Source organism: Bradyrhizobium ganzhouense, from assembly GCF_049949285.1.
In the GTDB taxonomy this organism is placed as follows: domain Bacteria; phylum Pseudomonadota; class Alphaproteobacteria; order Rhizobiales; family Xanthobacteraceae; genus Bradyrhizobium; species Bradyrhizobium ganzhouense.
This window is the reverse complement of sequence record NZ_CP181318.1, coordinates 6387475-6408106: the sequence shown is the minus strand read 5'-3', so window position 1 is coordinate 6408106 and position 20632 is coordinate 6387475. Positions and strand designations below refer to the sequence as shown.

General features: G+C 64.9%; 17 protein-coding genes. 8 read left to right on the top strand and 9 right to left on the bottom strand.

The genetic code is table 11. From position 1 onward, the window contains the following. Positions 1-4: 4 nt before the first annotated feature. Positions 5-781, bottom strand: a complete 777-nt coding sequence (locus ACLFLU_RS29600) for a cyclase family protein (protein WP_426408275.1) — start codon at positions 779-781, stop codon at positions 5-7. 616 nt (positions 782-1397) lie between these two features. Between ACLFLU_RS29600 and ACLFLU_RS29595 the strand changes: the two genes are divergently transcribed. The 4 genes from ACLFLU_RS29595 (at position 1398) to ACLFLU_RS29580 (ending at position 5148) form a co-directional block, all read left to right on the top strand. Next, the gene (locus ACLFLU_RS29595; protein ID WP_426408274.1) at positions 1398-2369 is read left to right on the top strand and encodes a TRAP transporter substrate-binding protein; all 972 of its coding nucleotides are present in this window, start codon (positions 1398-1400) and stop codon (positions 2367-2369) included. A gap of 62 nt (positions 2370-2431) precedes the next feature. Further along, on the top strand, positions 2432-2980 hold the full coding sequence (locus ACLFLU_RS29590; RefSeq protein ID WP_426408273.1) for a TRAP transporter small permease: 549 nt from the start codon (positions 2432-2434) through the stop codon (positions 2978-2980). Continuing rightward, positions 2971-4263: a TRAP transporter large permease gene (locus ACLFLU_RS29585; RefSeq protein WP_426408272.1), complete on the top strand. Its 1293-nt coding sequence runs from the start codon at positions 2971-2973 to the stop codon at positions 4261-4263. Before ACLFLU_RS29590 ends, ACLFLU_RS29585 begins: the two co-directional genes overlap by 10 nt. A gap of 78 nt (positions 4264-4341) precedes the next feature. After that, positions 4342-5148 (top strand): SDR family NAD(P)-dependent oxidoreductase, encoded by an 807-nt coding sequence (locus ACLFLU_RS29580; protein WP_426408271.1) that lies wholly within the window; start codon positions 4342-4344, stop codon positions 5146-5148. 9 nt (positions 5149-5157) lie between these two features. Here ACLFLU_RS29580 and ACLFLU_RS29575 read toward each other — a convergent pair whose 3' ends face one another. The 5 genes from ACLFLU_RS29575 to ACLFLU_RS29555 all read right to left on the bottom strand — a co-directional run bounded on the left by ACLFLU_RS29575 (position 5158) and on the right by ACLFLU_RS29555 (position 9673). Beyond that, complete coding sequence (locus ACLFLU_RS29575) at positions 5158-5856, bottom strand: molybdate ABC transporter substrate-binding protein (protein ID WP_426408270.1); 699 nt, start codon at positions 5854-5856, stop codon at positions 5158-5160. After that, positions 5853-7982: a molybdopterin cofactor-binding domain-containing protein gene (locus tag ACLFLU_RS29570; protein WP_426408269.1), complete on the bottom strand. Its 2130-nt coding sequence runs from the start codon at positions 7980-7982 to the stop codon at positions 5853-5855. Before ACLFLU_RS29570 ends, ACLFLU_RS29575 begins: the two co-directional genes overlap by 4 nt. Then, complete coding sequence (locus ACLFLU_RS29565; RefSeq protein ID WP_426408268.1) at positions 7979-8449, bottom strand: (2Fe-2S)-binding protein; 471 nt, start codon at positions 8447-8449, stop codon at positions 7979-7981. The genes ACLFLU_RS29570 and ACLFLU_RS29565 overlap by 4 nt, the downstream gene beginning before the upstream one ends. A 13-nt stretch (positions 8450-8462) precedes the next feature. After that, entirely contained in the window at positions 8463-9419 is a 957-nt protein-coding gene (locus ACLFLU_RS29560; RefSeq protein WP_426414100.1) for a tripartite tricarboxylate transporter substrate binding protein, read from the bottom strand. 86 nt (positions 9420-9505) lie between these two features. After that, complete coding sequence (locus ACLFLU_RS29555; RefSeq protein WP_426408267.1) at positions 9506-9673, bottom strand: hypothetical protein; 168 nt, start codon at positions 9671-9673, stop codon at positions 9506-9508. Here ACLFLU_RS29555 and ACLFLU_RS29550 point away from each other — a divergent pair. Continuing rightward, positions 9672-11762 (top strand): molybdopterin oxidoreductase family protein, encoded by a 2091-nt coding sequence (locus ACLFLU_RS29550; RefSeq protein ID WP_426408266.1) that lies wholly within the window; start codon positions 9672-9674, stop codon positions 11760-11762. The genes ACLFLU_RS29555 and ACLFLU_RS29550 overlap by 2 nt on opposite strands. A 132-nt stretch (positions 11763-11894) precedes the next feature. Then, complete coding sequence (locus tag ACLFLU_RS29545) at positions 11895-12677, top strand: enoyl-CoA hydratase/isomerase family protein (protein ID WP_426408265.1); 783 nt, start codon at positions 11895-11897, stop codon at positions 12675-12677. 977 nt (positions 12678-13654) lie between these two features. On the opposite strand, the gene ACLFLU_RS29540 is transcribed toward ACLFLU_RS29545, so the two are convergent. The 3 genes from ACLFLU_RS29540 to ACLFLU_RS29530 form a co-directional block, all read right to left on the bottom strand. Next, positions 13655-14083 (bottom strand): GlcG/HbpS family heme-binding protein, encoded by a 429-nt coding sequence (locus tag ACLFLU_RS29540; protein ID WP_426408264.1) that lies wholly within the window; start codon positions 14081-14083, stop codon positions 13655-13657. Further along, on the bottom strand, positions 14076-17051 hold the full coding sequence (locus tag ACLFLU_RS29535) for an FAD-binding and (Fe-S)-binding domain-containing protein (protein WP_426408263.1): 2976 nt from the start codon (positions 17049-17051) through the stop codon (positions 14076-14078). The genes ACLFLU_RS29540 and ACLFLU_RS29535 overlap by 8 nt, the downstream gene beginning before the upstream one ends. Positions 17052-17157: 106 nt before the next feature. Next, a complete protein-coding gene (locus ACLFLU_RS29530; protein ID WP_426408262.1) occupies positions 17158-17907 on the bottom strand; it encodes a GntR family transcriptional regulator in 750 nt (249 codons plus the stop codon). A 133-nt stretch (positions 17908-18040) separates the two neighbouring features. On the opposite strand from ACLFLU_RS29530, the gene ACLFLU_RS29525 reads away from it, so the two are divergent. Next, positions 18041-19243, top strand: a complete 1203-nt coding sequence (locus ACLFLU_RS29525) for a pyridoxal-phosphate-dependent aminotransferase family protein (protein ID WP_426408261.1) — start codon at positions 18041-18043, stop codon at positions 19241-19243. A gap of 55 nt (positions 19244-19298) precedes the next feature. Next, complete coding sequence (locus ACLFLU_RS29520) at positions 19299-20582, top strand: MFS transporter (protein WP_426408260.1); 1284 nt, start codon at positions 19299-19301, stop codon at positions 20580-20582. Positions 20583-20632: the final 50 nt, after the last annotated feature.

Here is a 20632-nt window from a genome sequence, read left to right as displayed (position 1 = left end):
CGGTCTAGCCGTCGATGATGGCGACCGCGCGGGTCCAGCCTGCTGACGCGCGTTCGATCTTCACCGGGAAGCATGAAATCGTGAACCCGGTCGAGGGCAATTGCTCGAGACTGTGCAGCTTCTCGAGATGGCAGTAGCCGATGTGCCGCCCAGCCTTGTGGCCTTCCCAGATCAGGCCGGCATCTTTTGTTTCGGAATATTTCTTTGCCGTGAAGACGAACGGCGCATCCCAGCTCCAGCCGTCGGTGCCGGTGAGCCGCACGCCGCGCTCGAGCAGGTACATGGTGGCGTCATAGCCCATGCCACAGCCGGAGTTGACGTAATCCGCCTGGCCGAATTTTGCACCGGCGCTGGTATTGACGACGACGATCTCTAGCGGCGACAGCTTGTGCCCGATCCGCCTAAGCTCCTGCTCGACATCGTCGGCAGTTGCGACATAGCCATCCGGCAGATGCCGGAAATCGAGCTTCACACCGGGCTGCAGGCACCACTCGAGCGGAATCTCGTCGATGGTCCATGAACGCTCGCCGCGATTCATGGTCGGATGAAAGTGCCAAGGCGCGTCGAGATGCGTGCCGTTGTGCGTCGACAGCGAGACCTGCTCGACGGCCCAGCCCTGGCCATCCGGCAGGTCCTCCGCCTTGAGGCCGTCGAAAAACTGCAGCATGCGCGGCAGTCCCTGCTGGTGATCGATGTAATGGATCGTCGGGTGATTGCCCGGCGGATCGGCCGGCACGTCGTTCTGCAACGGCACGGAGATGTCGATCAGCTTCCGCGGCATAGGCGTTTCCCTCGAGTTGGTTCGTTCCGTTTCGGAGTATCTTGAGGGGGCTCTGCCCGTGACGTCAAGTAACGCTCCCTTCGTGGTGATATTCGGAAAATTAGAAACTTCTGCCGATCATCCCCGGGGGCGCCGCGTGGTTGATCAATGCAACTCCAGCATCGATCAATGCCGCATTTGGCTTGGACTCAGAATGCCGCCCGCCCTAGGGACGACGCTGGCGATATCGCGCCGATGCGGCGCGTTCGTACAGGATGAGCCGATTGTCTCGCCCGAACCTCAAGCCGCAATCAATAGCGGTCGAGCACGAAACCAGAGGAATGTCCATGGATACGATGAGCATCGTTACCACGCATCCGGCAATGGCCGGTGACGCGGCCCGATTGCCGGGGAGCCGGCACTTGCCGCACAGGTCCCCCGCAGGAGCGGGCGCGATGAGCAACGCACTGTCCCGGGCAGACATTTACCAATCAGCCAAATCCCCTCGACTCCGCCACGCAATCCGACGAAGGTGGTGCAGTTGCAGCGCTTGACTTCACACCTGAAGTGGAGCGACCCAAGGCGGCCCGCAGTACGTGCCCAACGACGACATAATCAACTCAGGAGGAAACCCCAGATGAAGACGTTAATCGGTATCATCGCAGCCGCTGCATTGGCGGTGTCGGCGCCGCTCGCAACCGCACGCGATTTCCGCTCCGCCGACATCCACCCCGCCGACTATCCGACCGTCGAGGCCGTCAAGTTCATGGGCAAGCAGCTCGCGACGGCGAGCGGCGGCAAGCTCGGCGTCAAGGTGTTTCCGAACGGCGCCCTGGGCTCCGAGAAGGACACCATCGAGCAGCTCAAGATCGGCGCGCTCGACATGATGCGGATCAACGCATCGCCGCTGAACAACTTCGTGCCGGAGACCATCGCGCTGTGTCTGCCCTTCGTCTTCCGGGACACCCAGCACATGCGCAATGTGCTCGATGGGCCGATCGGCGATGAGATCCTGGCGGCCATGGAGCCCGCGGGCCTGGTCGGTCTCGCCTATTACGACAGCGGCGCCCGGTCCATTTACACCGTCAAGGCACCGGTCAAGTCGCTCGCCGACCTCAAGGGCCTCAAGATTCGCGTCCAGCAGTCCGACCTCTGGGTCGGCATGATCGAGAGCCTCGGCGCCAATCCGACGCCGATGCCGTATGGCGAGGTCTACACCGCTCTCAAGACCGGTCTGGTGGACGCCGCCGAGAACAACTGGCCTTCCTACGAGTCCTCGCGCCACTTCGAGGCCGCCAAGTTCTACAACGTCACCGAGCACTCGCTGGCGCCGGAAGTCCTCGTGATGTCCAAGAAAGTCTGGGACACGCTCAGCAAGGAGGATCAGGCGATGGTCCGCAAGGCGGCCAAGGATTCGGTGCCCGTCATGCGCAAGCTCTGGGACGAGCGTGAGCAGGCTTCGCGCAAGACCGTCGAGGCAGCCGGCGTTCAGGTCGTCACGATCGCGAACAAGCAGGAATTCGTCGATGCGATGAAGCCGGTCTACGCCAAGTTCGCCGGTGACGACAAACTGCAGAGCCTCGTCAAGCGCATCCAGGCCACGAAGTAGCATCAACGCATCTTGTCCGGCGTCGCCGCGAGGCGGCACCGGGCTCTTGCAGGGAGACGATGATGACAGACCCTCACGTCGCAAGTCACGAGCAGGAGGTAGAAGGGCGACCGTCTACCGGCTTGCTGTCGCGGATCAATGCCGTCGTCGCCCGGCTCGGCATGTATCTGTCCGTGGCCGGCCTGCTCATCATCGTCACCATCGTGTTCTACCAGGTGTTCGGGCGTTACGTGCTCAATTCCAGCCCGACCTGGACCGAGAACCTCGCACTGGTCCTGATCCTGTACGTTACGCTGATCGGCGCCGCTGTCGGCGTGCGCGATGCCGGACATATCGGCATGGACAGTCTGCTGGTGATGCTTCCCGATAATATCCGCGAGAAGATCGAGCTTGTGATCCACGTCCTGGTGGCGATCTTCGGCGCTGCGATGGTCTACAACGGCTGGATCCTCGGCGCGTCGGTCGGGACCGTGAAGATCCCCAATCTCGGCCTGCCCGAGGTCGTCCGCTACGTGCCGCTGATCGCCTCCGGCGTTCTGATCGTCTCCTTTTCAATCGAGCACATCATTGCTCTCCTGCGTGGCGAAGAGGTCGTCCCCTCATGGAACTGATTATTCTCGGCGCCACCTTCTTCGGCTTCCTGGTCCTCGGCGTACCGGTCGCCTTCGCGATCGGGCTCTCGGCGATTTGCACCATCCTTTACGAAGGCCTGCCGGTTGCCGTCATCTTCCAGCAGATGATGTCGGGGATGAACATCTTCTCCTTCCTGGCCATTCCGTTCTTCGTCTTCAGCGGTGAGCTGATGCTGCATGGCGGCGTTGCCGACAAGATCGTGCAGCTCGCCAAGAATCTCGTTGGCCACATCCGCGGCGGCCTCGGCATGTCGAACGTGGTCGCCTGCACGTTGTTCGGCGGCGTCTCCGGCTCGCCCGTGGCCGACGTCTCCGCGATGGGCGCGGTGATGATCCCGATGATGAAAAAGGAAGGGTTCGACACCGACTACGCGGTCAACGTCACCACCCATGCCTCGCTGGTCGGAGCGCTGATGCCGACCAGCCACAACATGATCATCTATGCGCTCGCCGCCGGCGGCAAGGTCTCGATCGGCGCACTGATCGCCGCCGGCCTCCTGCCGGCGATGGTGCTGATGGTGTGCATGCTGGTCGCCGCCTACGCGGTGGCGGTGAAGCGCGGCTATCCGGCCGGCAAGTTTCCGGGCTGGCCCGAGGTGTTCCGCTCGCTCGCGGCCGCGCTGCCGGGCCTGCTGATCGTCGGCATCATTCTGGCGGGCATCCTGTCCGGTGTCTTCACGGCCACCGAATCCGCGGCCGTCGCGGTCACCTACACGATCCTGCTGACGTTCTTCATCTACCGCACCATGACCTTGCCGAACTTCCTGCGTGCCGCAGCGAAGGCGGTGAAGACGACGGGCGTGGTGCTGCTGCTGATCGGCGTCTCCACCATGTTCCAGTATCTGATGGGACTCTACGAGGTCGCCGACTTCGCCGGCGACCTGATGAGCAAGGTGTCCACGCAGCCCTGGATCATCTTCCTGCTCATCAACGTCATCCTGTTCTTGCTCGGCACGTTCATGGACATGGCTGCGACCATCCTGATCTGCACGCCGATCTTCCTGCCGATCGCAATGAAGGCGGGCATGGATCCGGTGCAGTTCGGCATGCTGATGCTGATCAACTGCGCGCTCGGGCTGAACACCCCGCCGGTCGGCACGACGCAGTTCGTCGGCTGCGCCATCGGCGGCATCTCGGTCGGCGCGGTGATGCGGACCATCCTTCCGTTCTACGCCGCCCTGATCGCGGCGCTGATGTTCGTGACCTACGTCCCGGCCTTCTCGCTGTGGCTGCCCCGCCTGCTGATGGGATACAAGGGATAGCTGTCGTGCGTTCGCCGGCATTGGCCGGCGAACCGCACCTGCGATAATTTGCGTCACAGCAACAGGGAGAATCTGTCCGTGACCGACTATCGCAAGCTCTTCGATCTCACCGGCAAGACGGCCGTGGTGCTGGGCGCCGCATCGGGCATCGGCAAATCGTCGGCCGAAGCGCTGGCCGGGCTTGGCGCCCGCGTCGTCTGCGCCGATCGCGCGCTTGACGCGGCAGAGGTAACGGCTGCGGGCATCCGCGACAAGGGCGGCTGGGCCGAGGCTGCCGCCTGCGACGCTGCGAGCGCTGCCGACGTCAACGCGCTGGCCAAAACCGTGATGCAGAAGTTCTCGCGGCTCGACATCGCCGTGACGACGCCCGGGCTCAACATCCGCAAGACCATCCTCGATTACACTGAGGAGGATCTCGACCGCGTCCTGAACCTCAACGTCAAGGGCACGGTCTGGTTCTTCCAGGCCTTCGGCCGCATCATGGTCGAGCAGAAGGGTGGCAGCATCATCGCCTGCTCCTCGGTGCGTGCGGTGACCATCGAGCCTGGCCTTGGCGTCTACGGCTCGACCAAGGCGGCGATCGGTCTCCTCGTGAAGGGCTTTGCCTCCGAGGTCGGCCGCTCCGGCGTGCGCGTCAACGCGATCGCGCCGAGCATTGCCGAGACCGCGCTGACCAGCCCGTTCAAGCAGCGGCCCGACATTTACAATCTCTACGCCGGCCACACCGTGTTCAACCGCTGGAGCAGCGCCGACGAGGTCGCGACCGCCGTTGCCTATCTCGCCTCGGACGCCGCGAGCTATGTCAGCGGCAGCACGCTGTTCGTCGATGGCGGCTGGACCGGGGTCGACGGTCCGCCGACCGGTCTCACCCAGCTGCACACATAAGGTTCGCATCTAGCCGGCAAAGCCCATGCGCTGGCGCAGCTCCCTGTGATCTGCGCCAGTCAGCAGCGCGATCAGCGCGGCGGCTTCGTTCGGATGGGCGGCCTGCGTGGTCACACCGGCCGTATACATCGTCACCAGCTCGCATCCCGGCGGCAGCGGTCCCGATAGCGCGATGCCGTCGGTTGCGATGATCTCGGTCGCCTGCGTGCATCCGATCGGCCGCGTCGCGGTGGACGACGCCAGCTCGCGCATCGCTGTTGCGCCGTTCGGAAAGATCTTCAGGCGCGACGTGACCTCATAGGCGATGCCGAGCTGATCCAGCACTTTTGCGACGTGCTGGCCCGCGGTCGAGGCCTTGGTGTCGGGAACGTAGATGGCGTCTGCGGAGCGCAGGACCTCGCGCAGATCGGCTTCCGTCTTCACGGTCACCCTGGGATCGCGGCTGCGGACCGCCAGTGCGGTCTCGACCCGGCCGACATCGGCGATCGAGGAGGGGGCGACAAGCTTCTCCGCCGCGAGGCTGGCAAGGAGGGCCTGCGTCAGGATCACGAGATCGGCCGGCGTGCTCGCGCGCAGCTTGTCCGCCATGACGCCAACCGCGCCGAATTCGCCGTCGATGCCGAATCCGGTCTTCGCCTTGAAGGCCTCGCTGAGGCCGCGCACCAGGCCTTGCGCCGCGCCGCCGCTCAAAATGTTCACTGTCGTCACGATGCAAGCTCCATGGCTGCGATGATCTTGTCGCGTGTGATCGGCAGATCGCGCACGCGTACGCCGAGGCAGTCGTGGACTGCATTGGCGATCGCCGCCGTTACTGGGCCGTGAGCGGCCTCACCGGCGCCGACCGGCTCGATCTCCGGCCGCTGGATGATCGCGACATCCACCGCCGGCACCTCGCTGAAGGTCAGGATCGGATAGTCCGTCCACGACGTCGATGTGATGCGCGTCCGATCGAAGCGGACACGCTCCTTCAACACCCAGCTCGTCGCCTGGATCGCGCCACCCTCGATCTGGTTGATTACGCCGTCCGGATTGATGGCCTCGCCGACATCGACCGCAAGCGTCAGTCGCCTCACGCGGATCTCATCGGTTCCTTCGACCTCGGCGATTGCGGCGCAATAGGCACCGGTGTTCTTGTAGCGAGCAAAGCCTATGCCGTGGCCGATGCCGGATCGCCTCTCGGGCTTCCATGCCGCGCGTCGCGCCGCTGCGCGGATGACCTCGCGTGCCCGTTCGTCGCGGAGGTGCCGCAGGCGAAACGCGATCGGGTCCTCGCCGCGTAAGGACGCGATCTCGTCGAGCAGGGATTCGATCGCGAACACATTGCCCTGCGCGCCGAGGGTCCGCAGCGCCGAGGTGCGGACCGGCATGGTCAGCAAGCGATGGCTCGTGATCGTCCAGGCTGGAAGGTCGTAGAGCGGAACGGAGTTGCGGTCGCCGCCGCCGCCGCTTGCAGCGGCCGGGTTCGTCGAGATCATGCGGGGGTATGGATTTGCAATCTCGGATGCGGCGAGCAGCGCGGGCTGCGCCGCACGCCCGGGCCGCGCCGCATGGCCGTTGCTCCAGATCGCATGGCGCCAGCCGACGATCTCGTTATCTGCGTCGAGATCGGCGTCGATCTCGATCGCCATCGCGGCACCAAATGGAGCGTGGGACATCTCGTCGTGGCGCGACCACTGCACCCGCGCCGGGCGGCCGCCGGCAGCTTTCGCCAGCAGCACGGCATCGAGCGCGACATCGTCAGCCGCATTGTGCCCGTAGCAGCCTGCGCCCTCCATATGCTCGACGACGATGTTCTCAATCGGCAGCTTGAGCACGATCGCGAGATCGGCGCGCAGCAGGTAAACGCCTTGGCTGTGCGTCCAAACATGGACCTGATCGCCATCCCATCGCGCCATCGCACAGGAAGGCGCGATCGAGCCATGCGCGATATAGGGGCGGGTGTATTGCCGGCGGAGCGTGCGCGTCGCCTTTGCCGTCGCCGCTGCCTTGGTGTCGATGACGGTGGTCTCGACCGGTTGACCTCTCAGGAAGCCAGCGAGATCGTTTTCGTCGGGGAGCGGCTCGCCGGCTGACCATGTTGCGCCCTTACGCAAGGCTTTCAGCGCCGCTTCAGCTGCAGCCTCGCTGCCGGCGACGACGCCCGCAAAGCTACCGTCGCGGACGATCGCGATAAGCCCGGAAACGGCGCGCGCGGCTCCTTCGTCGAGCGCGGTCAGCCTGGCGCCTGCGGTGTCCGGCCGCAGCACGCGTCCGTGCACCAGCTCCGGTTGCGCCTGATCATGGATGAAGCGCGGTCGCGCGAACACCTTGTCGGGAATGTCGACACGCTGGATCGAATGCCCGGCGACCGCGCGCTTGGCAGCAGTCTTCGCCGAAGCGCCTGTGGTCGCATCGTGATCCAGCGAGACGTCGCCAGCCAGCTCCCAATAGCTGGTCCTGATATTGCCGGGGCCCGAGATCGTGCCGTCCTCGACATCGAGCAGCGCCGCATCGACGCCGAGGCGTTCGGATGCTGCCGCGAGGAAGCGCCGGCGCACCTCGGCGCAGGCGTGGCGCAGTGCGCGGCCGGATTGCTGGATCGACAGGCTGCCGGAGGTGACGCCCTCATTCGGGCTCGCGGCCGTCGAGGCGCGGATCATCTCGATGCGGCCGATCTCGACGTCGAGCTCGTCCGCCGCGATCTGCGCCAGCGCCGTGACGATGCCCTGGCCGATCTCGACCTTGCCAGGCGAGATCGCCACGCCGCCTTCGCCGGTGAACTTCACCCAGGACGACAATCTTGGATTGGCGGCGAGGCTGACCGGCAGTTTCGGGGCAGGGGACGGCGGGCTCATGACGTCGCCATCTCCGATGCCGCCCTGAGCACGGCGCGGACCATGCGGTTGTGCGATCCACAGCGGCACAGGTTGCGATCGAGCGCCGCTCTGACCTCGGATTCCGATGGCGATGGATTGCGCTTCAGCAGCGCCGCCGCGCTGATCAGGATCCCCGAGACGCAATAGCCGCATTGCATCGCCTGTTCGGAGATGAAGGCGCGTTGCAGCGGATGCGGTTGCTCGGCCGTGCCGAGGCCCTCCAGCGTGACGATTTGCTTGTCCGCCACCAACCACATCGGCATGTCGCAGGAGGCCATCGCGCGGTCGCCAACCATCACGTGACAGGCGCCGCATTCGCCGGCTCCGCAGCCGAAATGGGGACTGGTGATGCCGAGCCGGCCACGCAGCACATTGAGCAGCGTTTGATCGGGATCGGCATCCACCGCCACCGTGGCGCCGTTGAGCTGGAATCGAATGGTGGGCATGACCGGTGTGGCCTCAGGATTTGTCGAACTTCTTGACGACGTCGGCCCATTTCGCGATGTCGCCCCGCAGGAACTTGTCGAACTCCTCCGGCGTCATCGACATGGGCACGGCACCCTGCTCGGTCCAGAGCTTGACGATGTCGGGCCGCTTCACCATCGCATTCACGGCTGAATTGAGCTTGTCGATGACGGGCTTTGGCGTGCCCACTGGGGCCATCAGGCCAAGCCAGATCGTCGCCTCATAGCCGGGAACGCCGGCCTCGCCAGCGGTCGGCACGTTCGGCAGCACAGCGGAGCGCTGCTGGCCGGTGGTGGCGAGTGCGCGGACCTGGTTCTCGCCGATGTTCGGCGCCATCGCCGGCACCGCGTCGATCATCATCTGCACTTGCCCACCGATCACGCCGCTGCGCGCTTCGCCGCTGTTGCGATAGGGAACATGGACGATGTCGATGCCGGCCATCGCTTTGAACAGCTCGCCGGCCATGTGATATGGCGTGCCCTGGCCGGAGGAGGCGTAGTTCAATTTGCCCGGCTGCGCCTTGGCAAGCGCGATGAATTCCTGCAGCGTCTTCGCCGGGACTTGCGGGTTCACCACGATGACGAGATCGGAATAGTTCACCGGTGCGATTGGCGCGAGGTCGCGCATCAGCTCGTATTTGCGTTGCTCCGGCGTCAGCAGCGATTCATTTGCAGTCTGGGTGTTAGACATCATCAGCAGGGTGTAACCATCGGCCGGCGACTTTGCGGCCTCGACCGTGCCGATGACGCCGCCCGCGCCGGTTCGGTTCTCGACCACGAAGGGCTGGCCAAAGCTCTCCTGCAGCGCTTGGCCGATCAGCCGGGCCGCGACGTCGGCCGGGCCGCCAGCGCCGAACGGCACGACGATGCGGACCGCGTGCGCGGGATAATCTTGCGCCGGGGAGGGGCTTGCGGAGAATGCGGTGAGCAGGCCGGCGGCCAGCGCCAGCATCGATTGTCGGGCCGTCACACCCACCTCCCTGGACTCGTTTTTGTTGGCCGGCACTGTAGCGGCAGCGCGCGCGGCCTGTCGACGCCTTACAAAGTCGATTCCGGCCGGAATATCGGGCCGTTTTCGGTGTGGCCGCGGGGCATTTCGCGGCCGCGGGAGGAACGCGCCACCCGCATGGTTTGAGCATTTTGCATGGGCATTGCCGGATAAATGCCCTCGGCTGCCCGGTATTTTGGTGTTACGAAATTGGTCATGAACCAGCACGCCAAGATCGAGATCCGCCACTCCACCTGTCCGCACGATTGCCCGTCGGCCTGCGCGCTCGATATCGAGGTGGTCGAAGGTCGGAGCATCGGCCGCGTCCGCGGTTCGAAAAAGCAGACCTACACGGCCGGTGTGGTCTGCGCCAAGGTTGCTCGCTACGCCGAGCGCATCCACCACCCGGAGCGGGTGACATTTCCGATGCGCCGGATCGGACCGAAAGGCTCCGGCCAGTTCGCGCGGATCGCCTGGGACGAGGCGCTGGACGAGATCGCCGATCGCTTCAACCAGGCCGAGCGCGAGTTCGGCGCGGAGTCGATCTGGCCGTACTACTACGCCGGCACGATGGGGCTGGTCATGCGCGACGGCCTTAACCGCCTCACACATGTGAAAAAATATTCGCGCTTCTATCAGACGATCTGCGCCAATGTCGGACGCATCGGCTTTGCGATCGGCACCGGAAAGATTGCCGGCGCCGATCCGCGCGAGATGGCGCTCTCCGATCTCGTCGTGATCTGGGGCACCAACCCCGTCAACACCCAGGTCAACGTGATGACGCACGCCGCGCGCGCTCGCAAGGAGCGCGGCGCGAAAATCGCGGCGGTCGACATCTACGACAACGAGACCATGAAGCAGGCTGATATCAAGATCCTGCTGCGGCCAGGCACAGACGGCGCGTTTGCCTGCGGCGTGATGCACGTGCTCTTCCGCGACGGCTATGCCGACCGCGCCTATATGGACAAATACACCGACTGCCCCGCCGAGCTCGAGGCGCATCTGCAGACGCGCAACCCCGAATGGGCGTCCGCGATTTGCGGCGTGCCGGTGGCGGAGATAGAGGCCTTTGCCAAGGCCGTCGGCGAGACGAAGCGGACGTTCTTCCGGCTCGGCTACGGTTTTACGCGTTCGCGCAATGGCGCGACGCAGATGCATGCAGCGAACTGCATTCCCGCGGTGACGGGCGCCTGGCAGTACGAGGGCGGCGGCGCCTTCTTCAACAATTACGCGCTGTGGCATTTCAACGAAGCCGTCATCGAAGGTCACGATGCACTCGACAAGTCGATCCGCGCGCTCGACCAGTCGCAGATCGGCCGCATCCTCACCGGCGATGCCGAGGCCCTGCTGGGCAAGGGCCCGGTCAAGGCGATGCTGATCCAGAACACCAACCCGATGACGGTCGCGCCGGAGCAGGCGCTGGTGCGGCAGGGTTTTGCGCGCGAGGATCTGTTCGTCGCAGTGCACGAGCAGTTCATGACCGAGACGGCGCTTATGGCCGACATCGTGCTGCCGGCGACCATGTTCATGGAACACGACGATCTCTATTACGGCGGCGGCCATCAGCACATCTCGGTCGGCCCCAAGCTGATCGATCCGCCCGACGAATGCCGCTCCAACCATCAGGTGTTGCAGGCGCTGGCGCCGCGGCTTGGCGCGAAGCATCGCGGTTTCGAGATGTCGCCGCGCGAGTTGATCGACGCGACGCTGAAGCTCAGCGACCACGGCGACATCGCCGGGCTTGAGGCCGATATCTGGCGCGATCTGCAGCCGGACTTCCGCACCTCGCATTATCTCGATGGCTTCGCGCATGCCGACAAAAAGTTTCACTTCAAGGCCGATTGGGCGCATCCGCCGTTCGGCCAGACCATGGGCGATTTCGACAAGATGCCGTCGCTGCCGGACCATTGGGCCGTGATCGAGCACGCCGATCAGGCCCATCCGTTCCGGCTTGCGACCAGCCCGTCGCGCAGCTTCCTCAATACCACCTTCAACGAGACGCCGTCCTCGCAGGCGCGCGAGGGCAAGGCGAGCGTGATGATCCATCCGCTGGATGCGGCCTCCCTCGACATCGCCGACGGCGACGCGGTGACGCTCGGCAATACCCGCGGCGAGACCACGCTGGTTGCCACGCTGTTCGAGGGCGTGCGGCGCGGCGTGCTGATCGCGGAGTCCGTGCATCCCAATAAGAATCATATCGGCGGCCGCGGCATCAATATGCTCACGGGAGCCGAAGCCGTCGCGCCGATCGGCGGCGCTGCGTTCCACGATAACAAGGTCTGGATCAGGAAAGCAGCCGCGGCCTGAGCCGCGCTCGCCCTTCGATCGCGCGCAAAATTGTGTCGAGGCGCTAAAGCCGCGCCGCGTGATAGATTGCCCTTGCACCTCACGCCCGAGCTGCCGCAAATGGCTGCAAACCGGGAGCAAGGATAGAGCGTCATGACCGACACCACAGGCGTCATCACCGAGAAGCGCGGGCAGGCGTTCTGGATCACGATCAACCGGCCGGAGAAGCGCAACGCGCTGAATGGCGACGTCATTGCCGGCATCACGAAGGGCTATCGCGATGCGCATGACGACAAGGACGTCCGCGTCATCGTGCTGACCGGTGCGGGCGACAAGGCATTTTGTGCCGGCGCCGATTTGCAGAATTCCGGCGCGGCTTTCGCGATGGATCATTCCAAACCAAACGTCGATTATGCCGATCTGTTGCGCCTGTCGCAGAACGCGACCAAGCCCGCGATCGCGCGCGTCGGCGGTGTCTGCATGGCCGGCGGCATGGGGCTGTTGTGCATGACCGACATGGCCGTTGCGGCGGATCACGTCATCTTCGGTCTGCCGGAGGTGAAGGTCGGTGTGTTTCCGATGCAGGTGCTGAGCCTGTTGCAGGAGATCGCACCGCGGCGCCTCGTCAACGAATGGGCGCTCACTGGCGAGCCGTTCGATGCGAAAGCCGCGCAAGCTGCGGGCCTGCTCAACTACGTCGTGCCCACGGCCGAGCTCGATGCCAAGGTCGACTGGCTGATCGGCCGCATCGTCGACAAATCCCCGACCGCGATCCGCCGCGGCAAATACGCCATGCGCGCGATCGCATCGATGTCGTTCGACGAGAGTATCGCCTACACAGAGAGCCAAATCGCTTTGCTCGCGATGACAGAGGACGCGAAGGAAGGGCTGAAGGCGTTCGGCGAGAAGCGCAAGCCGGTCTGGACGGGACGGTGAGGGGGCGGTGCGGCGCTGTTAGACCCGTCATCCTGAGGTGCGAGTGGCGCGATGCGTGGAGCATCGCGCCGGGAGCCTCGAAGGATGCACGGCCATGATGCAGCCGGGCCGTCGCCCTTCGAGGCTCGCCGAAGAGGCGAGCACCTCAGGGTGACGGAGATAGTGCTGCGCTCAGCAATGACGGAGCAAGGCGCGCTGCCATCGTCCTCCAATTCACATCTCAAACAGCAGACGCACGCTCGCCGTCTCGCGGCGCATTCCGCCCGAGCTTTGCTCTCCGTTCCACGCCCTCTCCGAGGAAAGGGCGCAGGGAAGGCCGGGTGCCGGCTGGCACCCGCAAAAACTCCCGTGCAAGAATGATGCACACGCAAGGCACAGGAGCGGTACAGGGCAGCCAAACATCCGGCCTTCCCTGCGCAGTGGTTTGACGGCTTATGCGCGCTCTCCCCGGAGACGAGTTCCTGCTTGCCTCCGTCGCCTTGCGAAAGTCACGGACGTCGCCCCGGTTGAAGCGACGCCGCATTCGCATAGACTTGGCCGTAGCGACGACGGCCAGGACCACACGGTTTCGCCGTACGCAAGCAGACCCTGCTTCGCCAAAAGGCTTCGCAGGGGTTCGGCGCCGTTCGTACAACGCGGCTTGCGAGATGCTCACGGGGTTCGGCTCAATCCATCGCCCCGCCCTGCGTCCCACATCCGCGACGGCGCTGCCAGCGTCCACCGCAGCCCGATCCGCGGTTCGTGACGACGTACGACCGCCCCTTTCCCGGATCGGGATGGGCGGCATGTACGATAAAACCGAATTTCGGTAAAGTGGAATATTTTGACGTGCGGCCGTTGACCGAGCGATGGGGTGTTTTGCCCGTCGGGTAACGCAAGGTCTTGTAGCCCGGATGGAGCGCAGCGCAATCCGGGGTTTCTGCGCAAGTGGCATTAAGGTCCCGGATTACGCTTCGCTCCATCCGGGCTACGCCACCTTACCCCGCGTTGGCCTTCAGGCCCGCCGCCTGGATTCCGGCAACGGCACAGGCTTCGTCATTGTCCGACGTGTCGCCGGAGACGCCGACGGCGCCGAGCAGCGTCGTGCCGTTCATGATCAGCACGCCGCCAGGGACCGGCACCAGTGCGCCTTTTGCAATCGTGTTCACGGCGTCGACGAAATAGGCCTGCTCCTGTGCCCGCTGGTACAGCGCGCGCGAGCCCATGCCCATGGCGAGCGCGCCGTAGGCCTTGCCGTGAGCGATCTCGGCGCGCATCAGGCTGGTGCCGTCCTGCGCGGCTGCGATCTTGAGCACGCCGCGCGCGTCCAGGATGGTGACGACAAGCGGCTTCAGCTTCAGCTCGGTGGACTTGGTGAAGGCGGCGTCGAGGATTTTTCGGGCAGTGTCGAGCGTGAGGTCAGCCATGGCTGGGTTCCTTTGCAGCGGTTGAAGTGGAACTGGTTTCGGCGCGATCGAGGCTCATCGCCAGCACGCGGGCGACGTGAAGCGCCTCGCGTTGCGCGCCGTCGTGGATCTGGTGGCGGCAGGAGGTGCCGTCGGCGACGACCAGCGTCGTCTGATCAGCCTTCCGCACCGCAGGCAGCAGTGACAGCTCGGCCATCTCGATCGAGGCATCATAGGTGTCCGCGCCATAGCCAAAAGCGCCCGCCATGCCGCAGCAGCTCGACTCGATTGTTTTGACCTCAAGGCCGGGGACGAGCCGCAGCACTTGCTCGACCGGCTTGAAGGCGCCGAAGGATTTTTGATGGCAGTGGCCGTGGACGACGGCCTTGTCGGCGACGGTGCCGAGCGGCAATTGCAGCCGGCCGGCCTCGGCCTCGTGCACCAGAAACTCCTCGAAGGTCAGCGCTTGCGCGCCGACCGCCTGGGCGTCATCGTCCTTGCGTAGCGACGCGAGCTCGTCGCGGAGCGTCAGCAGGCAGCTCGGTTCGAGACCGACGATTGGCACGCCGCGCGCCGCAAAAGGCGCGAAGGCGGCGACGAGACGATCGAGCTCGGACCTGGCTTCGTCGACGAGGCCGGCTGACAGGAACGTGCGACCGCAGCACAGCGGGCGGCTGCCGCTCGCGGGCTTGGGCATATGGACGCGATAACCGCCGGCCGCGAGCACGCGCAGCGCGGCGTCAAGGTTCTCGCGCTCGTAGATGCGATTAAAAGTGTCGGCGAAGAGAACGACCTCGCGGCCGGTCTCCGGACCGACGCTGTCAGCCGGCGTCACGAAGACGTCGCTGCGGAAGGCGGGCAGGGCGCGGCGGGCGCTGATGCCGGCGAAGCGCTCGAACAGCTTTCGCAACAGTGGGCTGCGGTTGCGCAAATTCGCCAGCGGCGCAAAGCGCGAGGCGAGGCCGGCATAGCGTGGGAGATAGCCGACCAGGCGGTCTCGCAGCGTCAGGCCGTGGGATGCCGCGCGCGCGGCCAGCACCTCGATCTTCATCTTGGCTATGTCAACACCCGTCGGGCATTCGTGGCGGCAGGCCTTGCAGGAGACGCAGAGCTTCAGCGTCTCCATCATCTCGTCGGAGGACAATGCATCGGGGCCGAGCTGGCCGGAGATCGCGAGCCGCAGCGTGTTGGCGCGTCCTCGCGTGACGTCCTTCTCGTTGCGCGTGGCGCGATAGGACGGGCACATCACGCCGCCCTCGAGCTTGCGGCAGGCGCCGTTGTTGTTGCACATCTCGACCGCGCCCTGGAAACCGCCGCCGGCGCCGGGATAAGCGGACCAGTCGAGCTTTGTCTTGAGGTCGGCGACGCGATAGTCGGGCTTGAAGCGGAACAGCGAGCGGTCGTCCATCCTGGGCGCGTCGACGATCTTGCCGGGATTGAGCACGCTGTCGGGATCGAAGCGGTGCTTCACCTCCCTGAAATCGGCGACGAGACGCTCGCCGAACATGCTCTCATGGAATTCGGAGCGCACCAGGCCGTCGCCATGCTCGCCGGAATGCGAGCCCTTGTATTCGCGCACCAGCGCGAAAGCCTCTTCGGCGATGGCGCGCATTGCCTTGACGTCTTTTTCGAGCTTGAGGTTCAGCACCGGGCGCACATGCAGACAGCCTTCGGAGGCGTGCGCGTACATCGTGCCGCTGGTGCCGTGCCTGGCAAACACCTCGTTCAGCCGCTGGGTGTAGTCGGCGAGATGCGGCAGCGGCACCGCGCAGTCCTCGACGAAGGAGACCGGCTTGCCCTCCTGCTTCATCGACATCATGACGTTGAGCCCAGCGGCGCGGAAATCGGCGATGCCGCTCTGCAGGGCGGGCTCGGTGATCTCGACCACGCCGCCCCATTTGCGCGTGTCGTTAGTCCAGCCGAAGCCGAGATCGCCCATCAACTCGCCGAGCTGCTTGAGTCGCAATAGATTGTCGGCTTGGTCTTCCTCCGCGAATTCGACCACCAGCACGGCATCCGGATCGCCCTTGATCGCCGCATTGATGATCGGCTTGAACATCGCGATATCGCGGCCGAGCGCGATCATGGTGCGGTCGACGAGCTCGACCGCGATCGGCTTCAGCTTGACCAGATGCTGGGCTGCATCCATCGCCTCGTAGAAGCTGCCGAAGTGACAGACGCCCAGCGCCTTGTTGCGGATCACGGGCCACAGCTTCAGCTCGACCTTGGTGGTGAAGGCGAGGGTGCCTTCGGAGCCGACCAGGAGATGCGCCATGTTGTTGCGCGCGTTGCGCGGCGTGAGCGCATCGAGATTGTAGCCGCCGACGCGGCGCTGCACCTTTGGAAAGCGCGCCGCGATCTCGTCGGCCTCGCGGGCGCCGAGATCGAGCATGTCGCGGAATAGCGCCCGCATGCCGTCGCCGGCGTCGAGATCGGAGAGATCGCGCGAGACCTCGCCAAAGCGGCTCAGCGTGCCGTCGGCGAGCGAAGCCTCCAGCGACAGCGTATTGTCGCGCATGGTGCCGTAGCGAAGCGAGCGGCCGCCGCAGGAATTGTTGCCGGCCATGCCGCCGATGGTGGCACGCGACGCCGTGGAGACGTCGACTGGAAACCACAGGCCGTGCTTTTTGAGCTGGCGATTGAGGTCGTCGAGCACGATGCCGGGCTCGACGACGCAGGTGCGGCCCGCGACGTCGAGCGACAGGATCTTGTTGAGGTGCTTTGAGAGATCGACGACGAGGCCGTCATTGACGGTCTGGCCGCATTGCGAGGTGCCACCGCCGCGCGGGGTGACCTTCACGCCTTCGTCGCGGGCGATCGCCAGGGCCCGCAGCGCCTCGTCCATGGTCTTGGGCACGACTACGCCTGACGGCACGATCTGGTAGAACGAGGCGTCGGTGGCGTAACGGCCGCGGCTGAAGCCGTCGAACAGGACATCGCCGGTCATGTCCGCGCGCAGGCGCCGTTCGAGCGAGGAGGCGTTTGTCATCCCTGGTCCCGGAGTGGTCCAACGCGGCTGCTGGCCGAGTTGGAGTATTCATTCTTGTTTCTGACCGATTATATTATGAATTCAAAATGAGCAAGCCAATTGCCCCTTAGGACGCTGCTGGCGCGCCCTCTTCGGGCTCGGCGAGGTGCTCGATCGCGGCCATCCGCTTGTTGCGGAGATGCTGGAACAGGATGTCGCTGAGCTCGCTTGCGGCGCGGCGGCGCAGCGCGTCCAGGATCGCCTCGTGTTCGCGCATCGCTTCCGCCCAGCGCTGCCGCTTGCGGGCGAAGTTTGCGGAGTAGCGGACCCGGCGGATCCGTCCGGCGAAATTGGCGTAGGCGGTTTTCAGCGTCTCGTTGCGCGCGGCTGCGACGATGCTTTCATGGATGCGCTGGTTGGCCTGGAAATAGCCGTGCATGTCGCGATGCAGGTAATGGCCGTACATCTCGTAATGCAGCTGCTCGATCGCGGTGATTTCCTCATCCGTAATTGCCTCGCACGCAAGGCGCCCGGCGAGACTCTCAAGTCCGGCCATCACGTCGAACAGCTCTTCCAGGTCGCGCTGGCTGAGCTGGCGGATTCGGGCGCCGCGGTTGGGCAGCAGCTCGATCAGGCCCTCGGCCGCGAGCACTTTCAGTGCTTCGCGCAAGGGGGTGCGGGAGATGCCGAACATCTCGCAAAGCTGGCGCTCGGGAACGCGGGCGCCGTCGGGAATATTGCCTTCCACGACGTAGTCGCGCAGCCGCAGCAGGATCTCGCCATGGAGCGAGGCCTCATGACGGTTTTCCTGGCGGTCGCCGCCACTTGTGGCGGGCGGGGCGATCGGGACCCCGGTGTCGGGAATCGTGGATTTCATTTGCAGCACAATAGTTTGCTCGGCTAATCGCGTCGACGGCCACAATCGAATACCAAATTTCGATTGAACTGACAAAAAATGAATGCAAAATGGTTGCTGAAGCCGGCCAGAATCCGCCGCCAGGGAGGTTTTCATGCATCAGGGACGCCATTTCCTTCAGATTCCGGGCCCGAGCCCGGTCCCCGAGCGCGTCCTGCGCGCCATGGACATGCCGGTGATCGACCACCGGAGCGCCGAGTTCGGCGAACTCGGCCGCGCCGTGCTCGAAGGCAGCCAAAAGATTTTCCAGACCAAGGGCCCGGTCATCATCTTTCCCTCCTCGGGGACGGGGGCCTGGGAGGCCGCGATCGTCAACACGCTGTCGCCGGGCGACAAGGTGCTGATGGTCGAGACCGGCCATTTCGCCACGCTGTGGCGTCAGATGGCGGGCCGTTTCGGCATCGAGGTCGATTTCGTGCCGGGCGACTGGCGTCGCGGCGCCGATCCGGCCGTGGTCGAAGCAAAACTCAGCGAGGACAAGGCGCGCGCGATCAAGGCCGTGATGGTCGTGCACAACGAGACATCGACCGGTGCGACCAGCCGCATCGCCGAAATCCGCGCTGCGATCGACCGCGCCTCGCATCCGGCGCTGTTGATGGTCGACACCATCTCCTCGCTCGGCTCGGTCGACTATCGCCACGACGAGTGGAAGGTCGATGTCAGCGTCAGCTGCTCGCAGAAGGGTTTCATGCTGCCGCCCGGTCTCGGCTTCAACGCGATCTCGGAGAAGGCGCGCGCGGCTGCGAAGACCAACAAGATGCCGCGCTCCTATTTCGACTGGGAGGAGATGCTCAAGCCCAACGCCAACGGCTTCTTCCCCTACACGCCGGCCACCAACCTGCTCTACGGCCTGCGCGAGGCGATCGCGATGCTGCTCGAAGAGGGGCTCGACAATGTGTTCGCGCGGCATCAGCGGCTTGCCGCGGCGACACGTGCAGTCGTCAATCATTGGGGGCTCGAAGTGCTCTGCCAGGAGCCGTCGGAATTCTCGCCGGTGCTGACCGCGGTGCTAATGCCGCCCGGCCATGACGCTGATCAGTTCCGCAAGATCGTGCTCGACAATTACAACATGTCGCTCGGCTCGGGCCTCTCGAAGGTTGCCGGAAAGGTCTTCCGCATCGGCCATCTCGGTGAATGCAATGCGCTGACGCTGCTCGGCGCGCTCACCGGCGTGGAGATGGGCCTGTCGGTCGCCGGCGTGCCGCACCGCTCCGGCGGCGTCGACGTCGCGATGAAGCTGCTGGAGCAGCGCCCGCAGGGCAATGCTTCGCCGCATCTGAAAGTGGTCGGCACTTAAAAATTGCGCAGGGACACGCAAGGCCAATCATAAAAAGCGATCAAGAGGGGTGGAGATGGGAATTCGGTTCAAGGCGACACATGTCGTGCTGGCGATGCTCTGCGCGATGTATTTCATCACCTATGTCGATCGGGTGAACATCGGCACCGCGGCGAGCGAGATCCAGAAGGAGCTCGCTCTCTCGAACACCCAGCTCGGCCTCGTCTTCTCCGCCTTCGCCTATCCCTATCTGCTGTTCCAGGTGATCGGCGGCTGGGTCGGCGATCGCTTCGGACCGCGCAAGACGCTGTTCTGGTGCGGCATGATCTGGGCGGCCGCCACCATCTCGACCGGCTTCGTCAACGGTCTTGCCGCACTGTTCGTCGCGCGCTTCGCGCTCGGCTTCGGCGAGGGCGCGACGTTCCCGACCGCAACGCGCGCGATGCAATATTGGACGCCGGCCAACCGCCGCGGTTTTGCGCAAGGCCTGACCCATTCATTCGCCCGGCTCGGCAATGCCGTGACGCCGCCGGTGGTGGCGCTCCTGATCCTCTGGCTGACCTGGCGCGGCGCCTTCGTCGTGCTCGGCTTCGTCAGCCTCGTCTGGGGCGTGATCTGGGTCTGGTACTTCCGCAACGAGCCGAAGGAGCACGCCTCCATCACCGAAGCCGAGCTCGCCGCGCTGCCGCCGCGCCCGACCGGCGAGCGGCCGCGCGTGCCCTGGGGTCCGCTGTTGGGCCGGATGTGGCCGGTGACGCTGACCTATTTCTGCTACGGCTGGTGCCTGTGGCTCTATCTCAACTGGCTGCCGCTGTTCTTCAAGAACAACTACAGTCTCGACATCAAGAACTCGGCGTTGTTCGCCTCCGGCGTCTTCTTCGCCGGCGTGATCGGCGACAGCGTCGGCGGCGTGATCTCGGACAAGATCCTCGATCGCACCGGCAATGTCCGCCTGGCGCGGCTCAGCGTCACCGTCGCGGGATTTGCAGGGGCGCTGCTCTCGCTGTTCCCGATCCTGTTCGTCCACGACATCACCATCGTCGCGCTGTGCCTCTCGGCCGGCTTCTTCTGCGCCGAGCTGGTGATCGGCCCGATGTGGTCGATCCCGATGGACATCGCCCCGAAATATTCGGGGACCGCGTCAGGACTCATGAACACCGGCTCGGCCCTTGCCGCCATCGTCTCCCCGCTGGTCGCGGGCTTCGTGATCGATGCGACGGGAAACTGGTACCTGCCGTTCCTGATGTCGATGGGGTTGTTGCTGCTCGGCGGCCTCTCGGCCTTCCTGATGCACCCGGAACGCCCGTTTACGGAGGCCGAGGGACGCCTGCCGTCCGGCAAGGTGGTGGCCGCGGAGTAGGGGCGGCGGAGGGTCTCCGCTTCTGCATGGGAGTCGCCCTTTGGAGAGGG

Coding starts and splice junctions, on each gene's coding strand:
- ACLFLU_RS29600 (WP_426408275.1), bottom strand. CDS start 781: ATGCCGCGGAAGCTGATCGACATCTCCGTGCCGTTGCAGAACGACGTG.
- ACLFLU_RS29595 (WP_426408274.1), top strand. CDS start 1,398: ATGAAGACGTTAATCGGTATCATCGCAGCCGCTGCATTGGCGGTGTCG.
- ACLFLU_RS29590 (WP_426408273.1), top strand. CDS start 2,432: ATGACAGACCCTCACGTCGCAAGTCACGAGCAGGAGGTAGAAGGGCGA.
- ACLFLU_RS29585 (WP_426408272.1), top strand. CDS start 2,971: ATGGAACTGATTATTCTCGGCGCCACCTTCTTCGGCTTCCTGGTCCTC.
- ACLFLU_RS29570 (WP_426408269.1), bottom strand. CDS start 7,982: ATGAGCCCGCCGTCCCCTGCCCCGAAACTGCCGGTCAGCCTCGCCGCC.
- ACLFLU_RS29565 (WP_426408268.1), bottom strand. CDS start 8,449: ATGCCCACCATTCGATTCCAGCTCAACGGCGCCACGGTGGCGGTGGAT.
- ACLFLU_RS29560 (WP_426414100.1), bottom strand. CDS start 9,419: ATGCTGGCGCTGGCCGCCGGCCTGCTCACCGCATTCTCCGCAAGCCCC.
- ACLFLU_RS29550 (WP_426408266.1), top strand. CDS start 9,672: ATGAACCAGCACGCCAAGATCGAGATCCGCCACTCCACCTGTCCGCAC.
- ACLFLU_RS29555 (WP_426408267.1), bottom strand. CDS start 9,673: ATGACCAATTTCGTAACACCAAAATACCGGGCAGCCGAGGGCATTTAT.
- ACLFLU_RS29545 (WP_426408265.1), top strand. CDS start 11,895: ATGACCGACACCACAGGCGTCATCACCGAGAAGCGCGGGCAGGCGTTC.
- ACLFLU_RS29540 (WP_426408264.1), bottom strand. CDS start 14,083: ATGGCTGACCTCACGCTCGACACTGCCCGAAAAATCCTCGACGCCGCC.
- ACLFLU_RS29535 (WP_426408263.1), bottom strand. CDS start 17,051: ATGACAAACGCCTCCTCGCTCGAACGGCGCCTGCGCGCGGACATGACC.
- ACLFLU_RS29530 (WP_426408262.1), bottom strand. CDS start 17,907: ATGAAATCCACGATTCCCGACACCGGGGTCCCGATCGCCCCGCCCGCC.
- ACLFLU_RS29525 (WP_426408261.1), top strand. CDS start 18,041: ATGCATCAGGGACGCCATTTCCTTCAGATTCCGGGCCCGAGCCCGGTC.
- ACLFLU_RS29520 (WP_426408260.1), top strand. CDS start 19,299: ATGGGAATTCGGTTCAAGGCGACACATGTCGTGCTGGCGATGCTCTGC.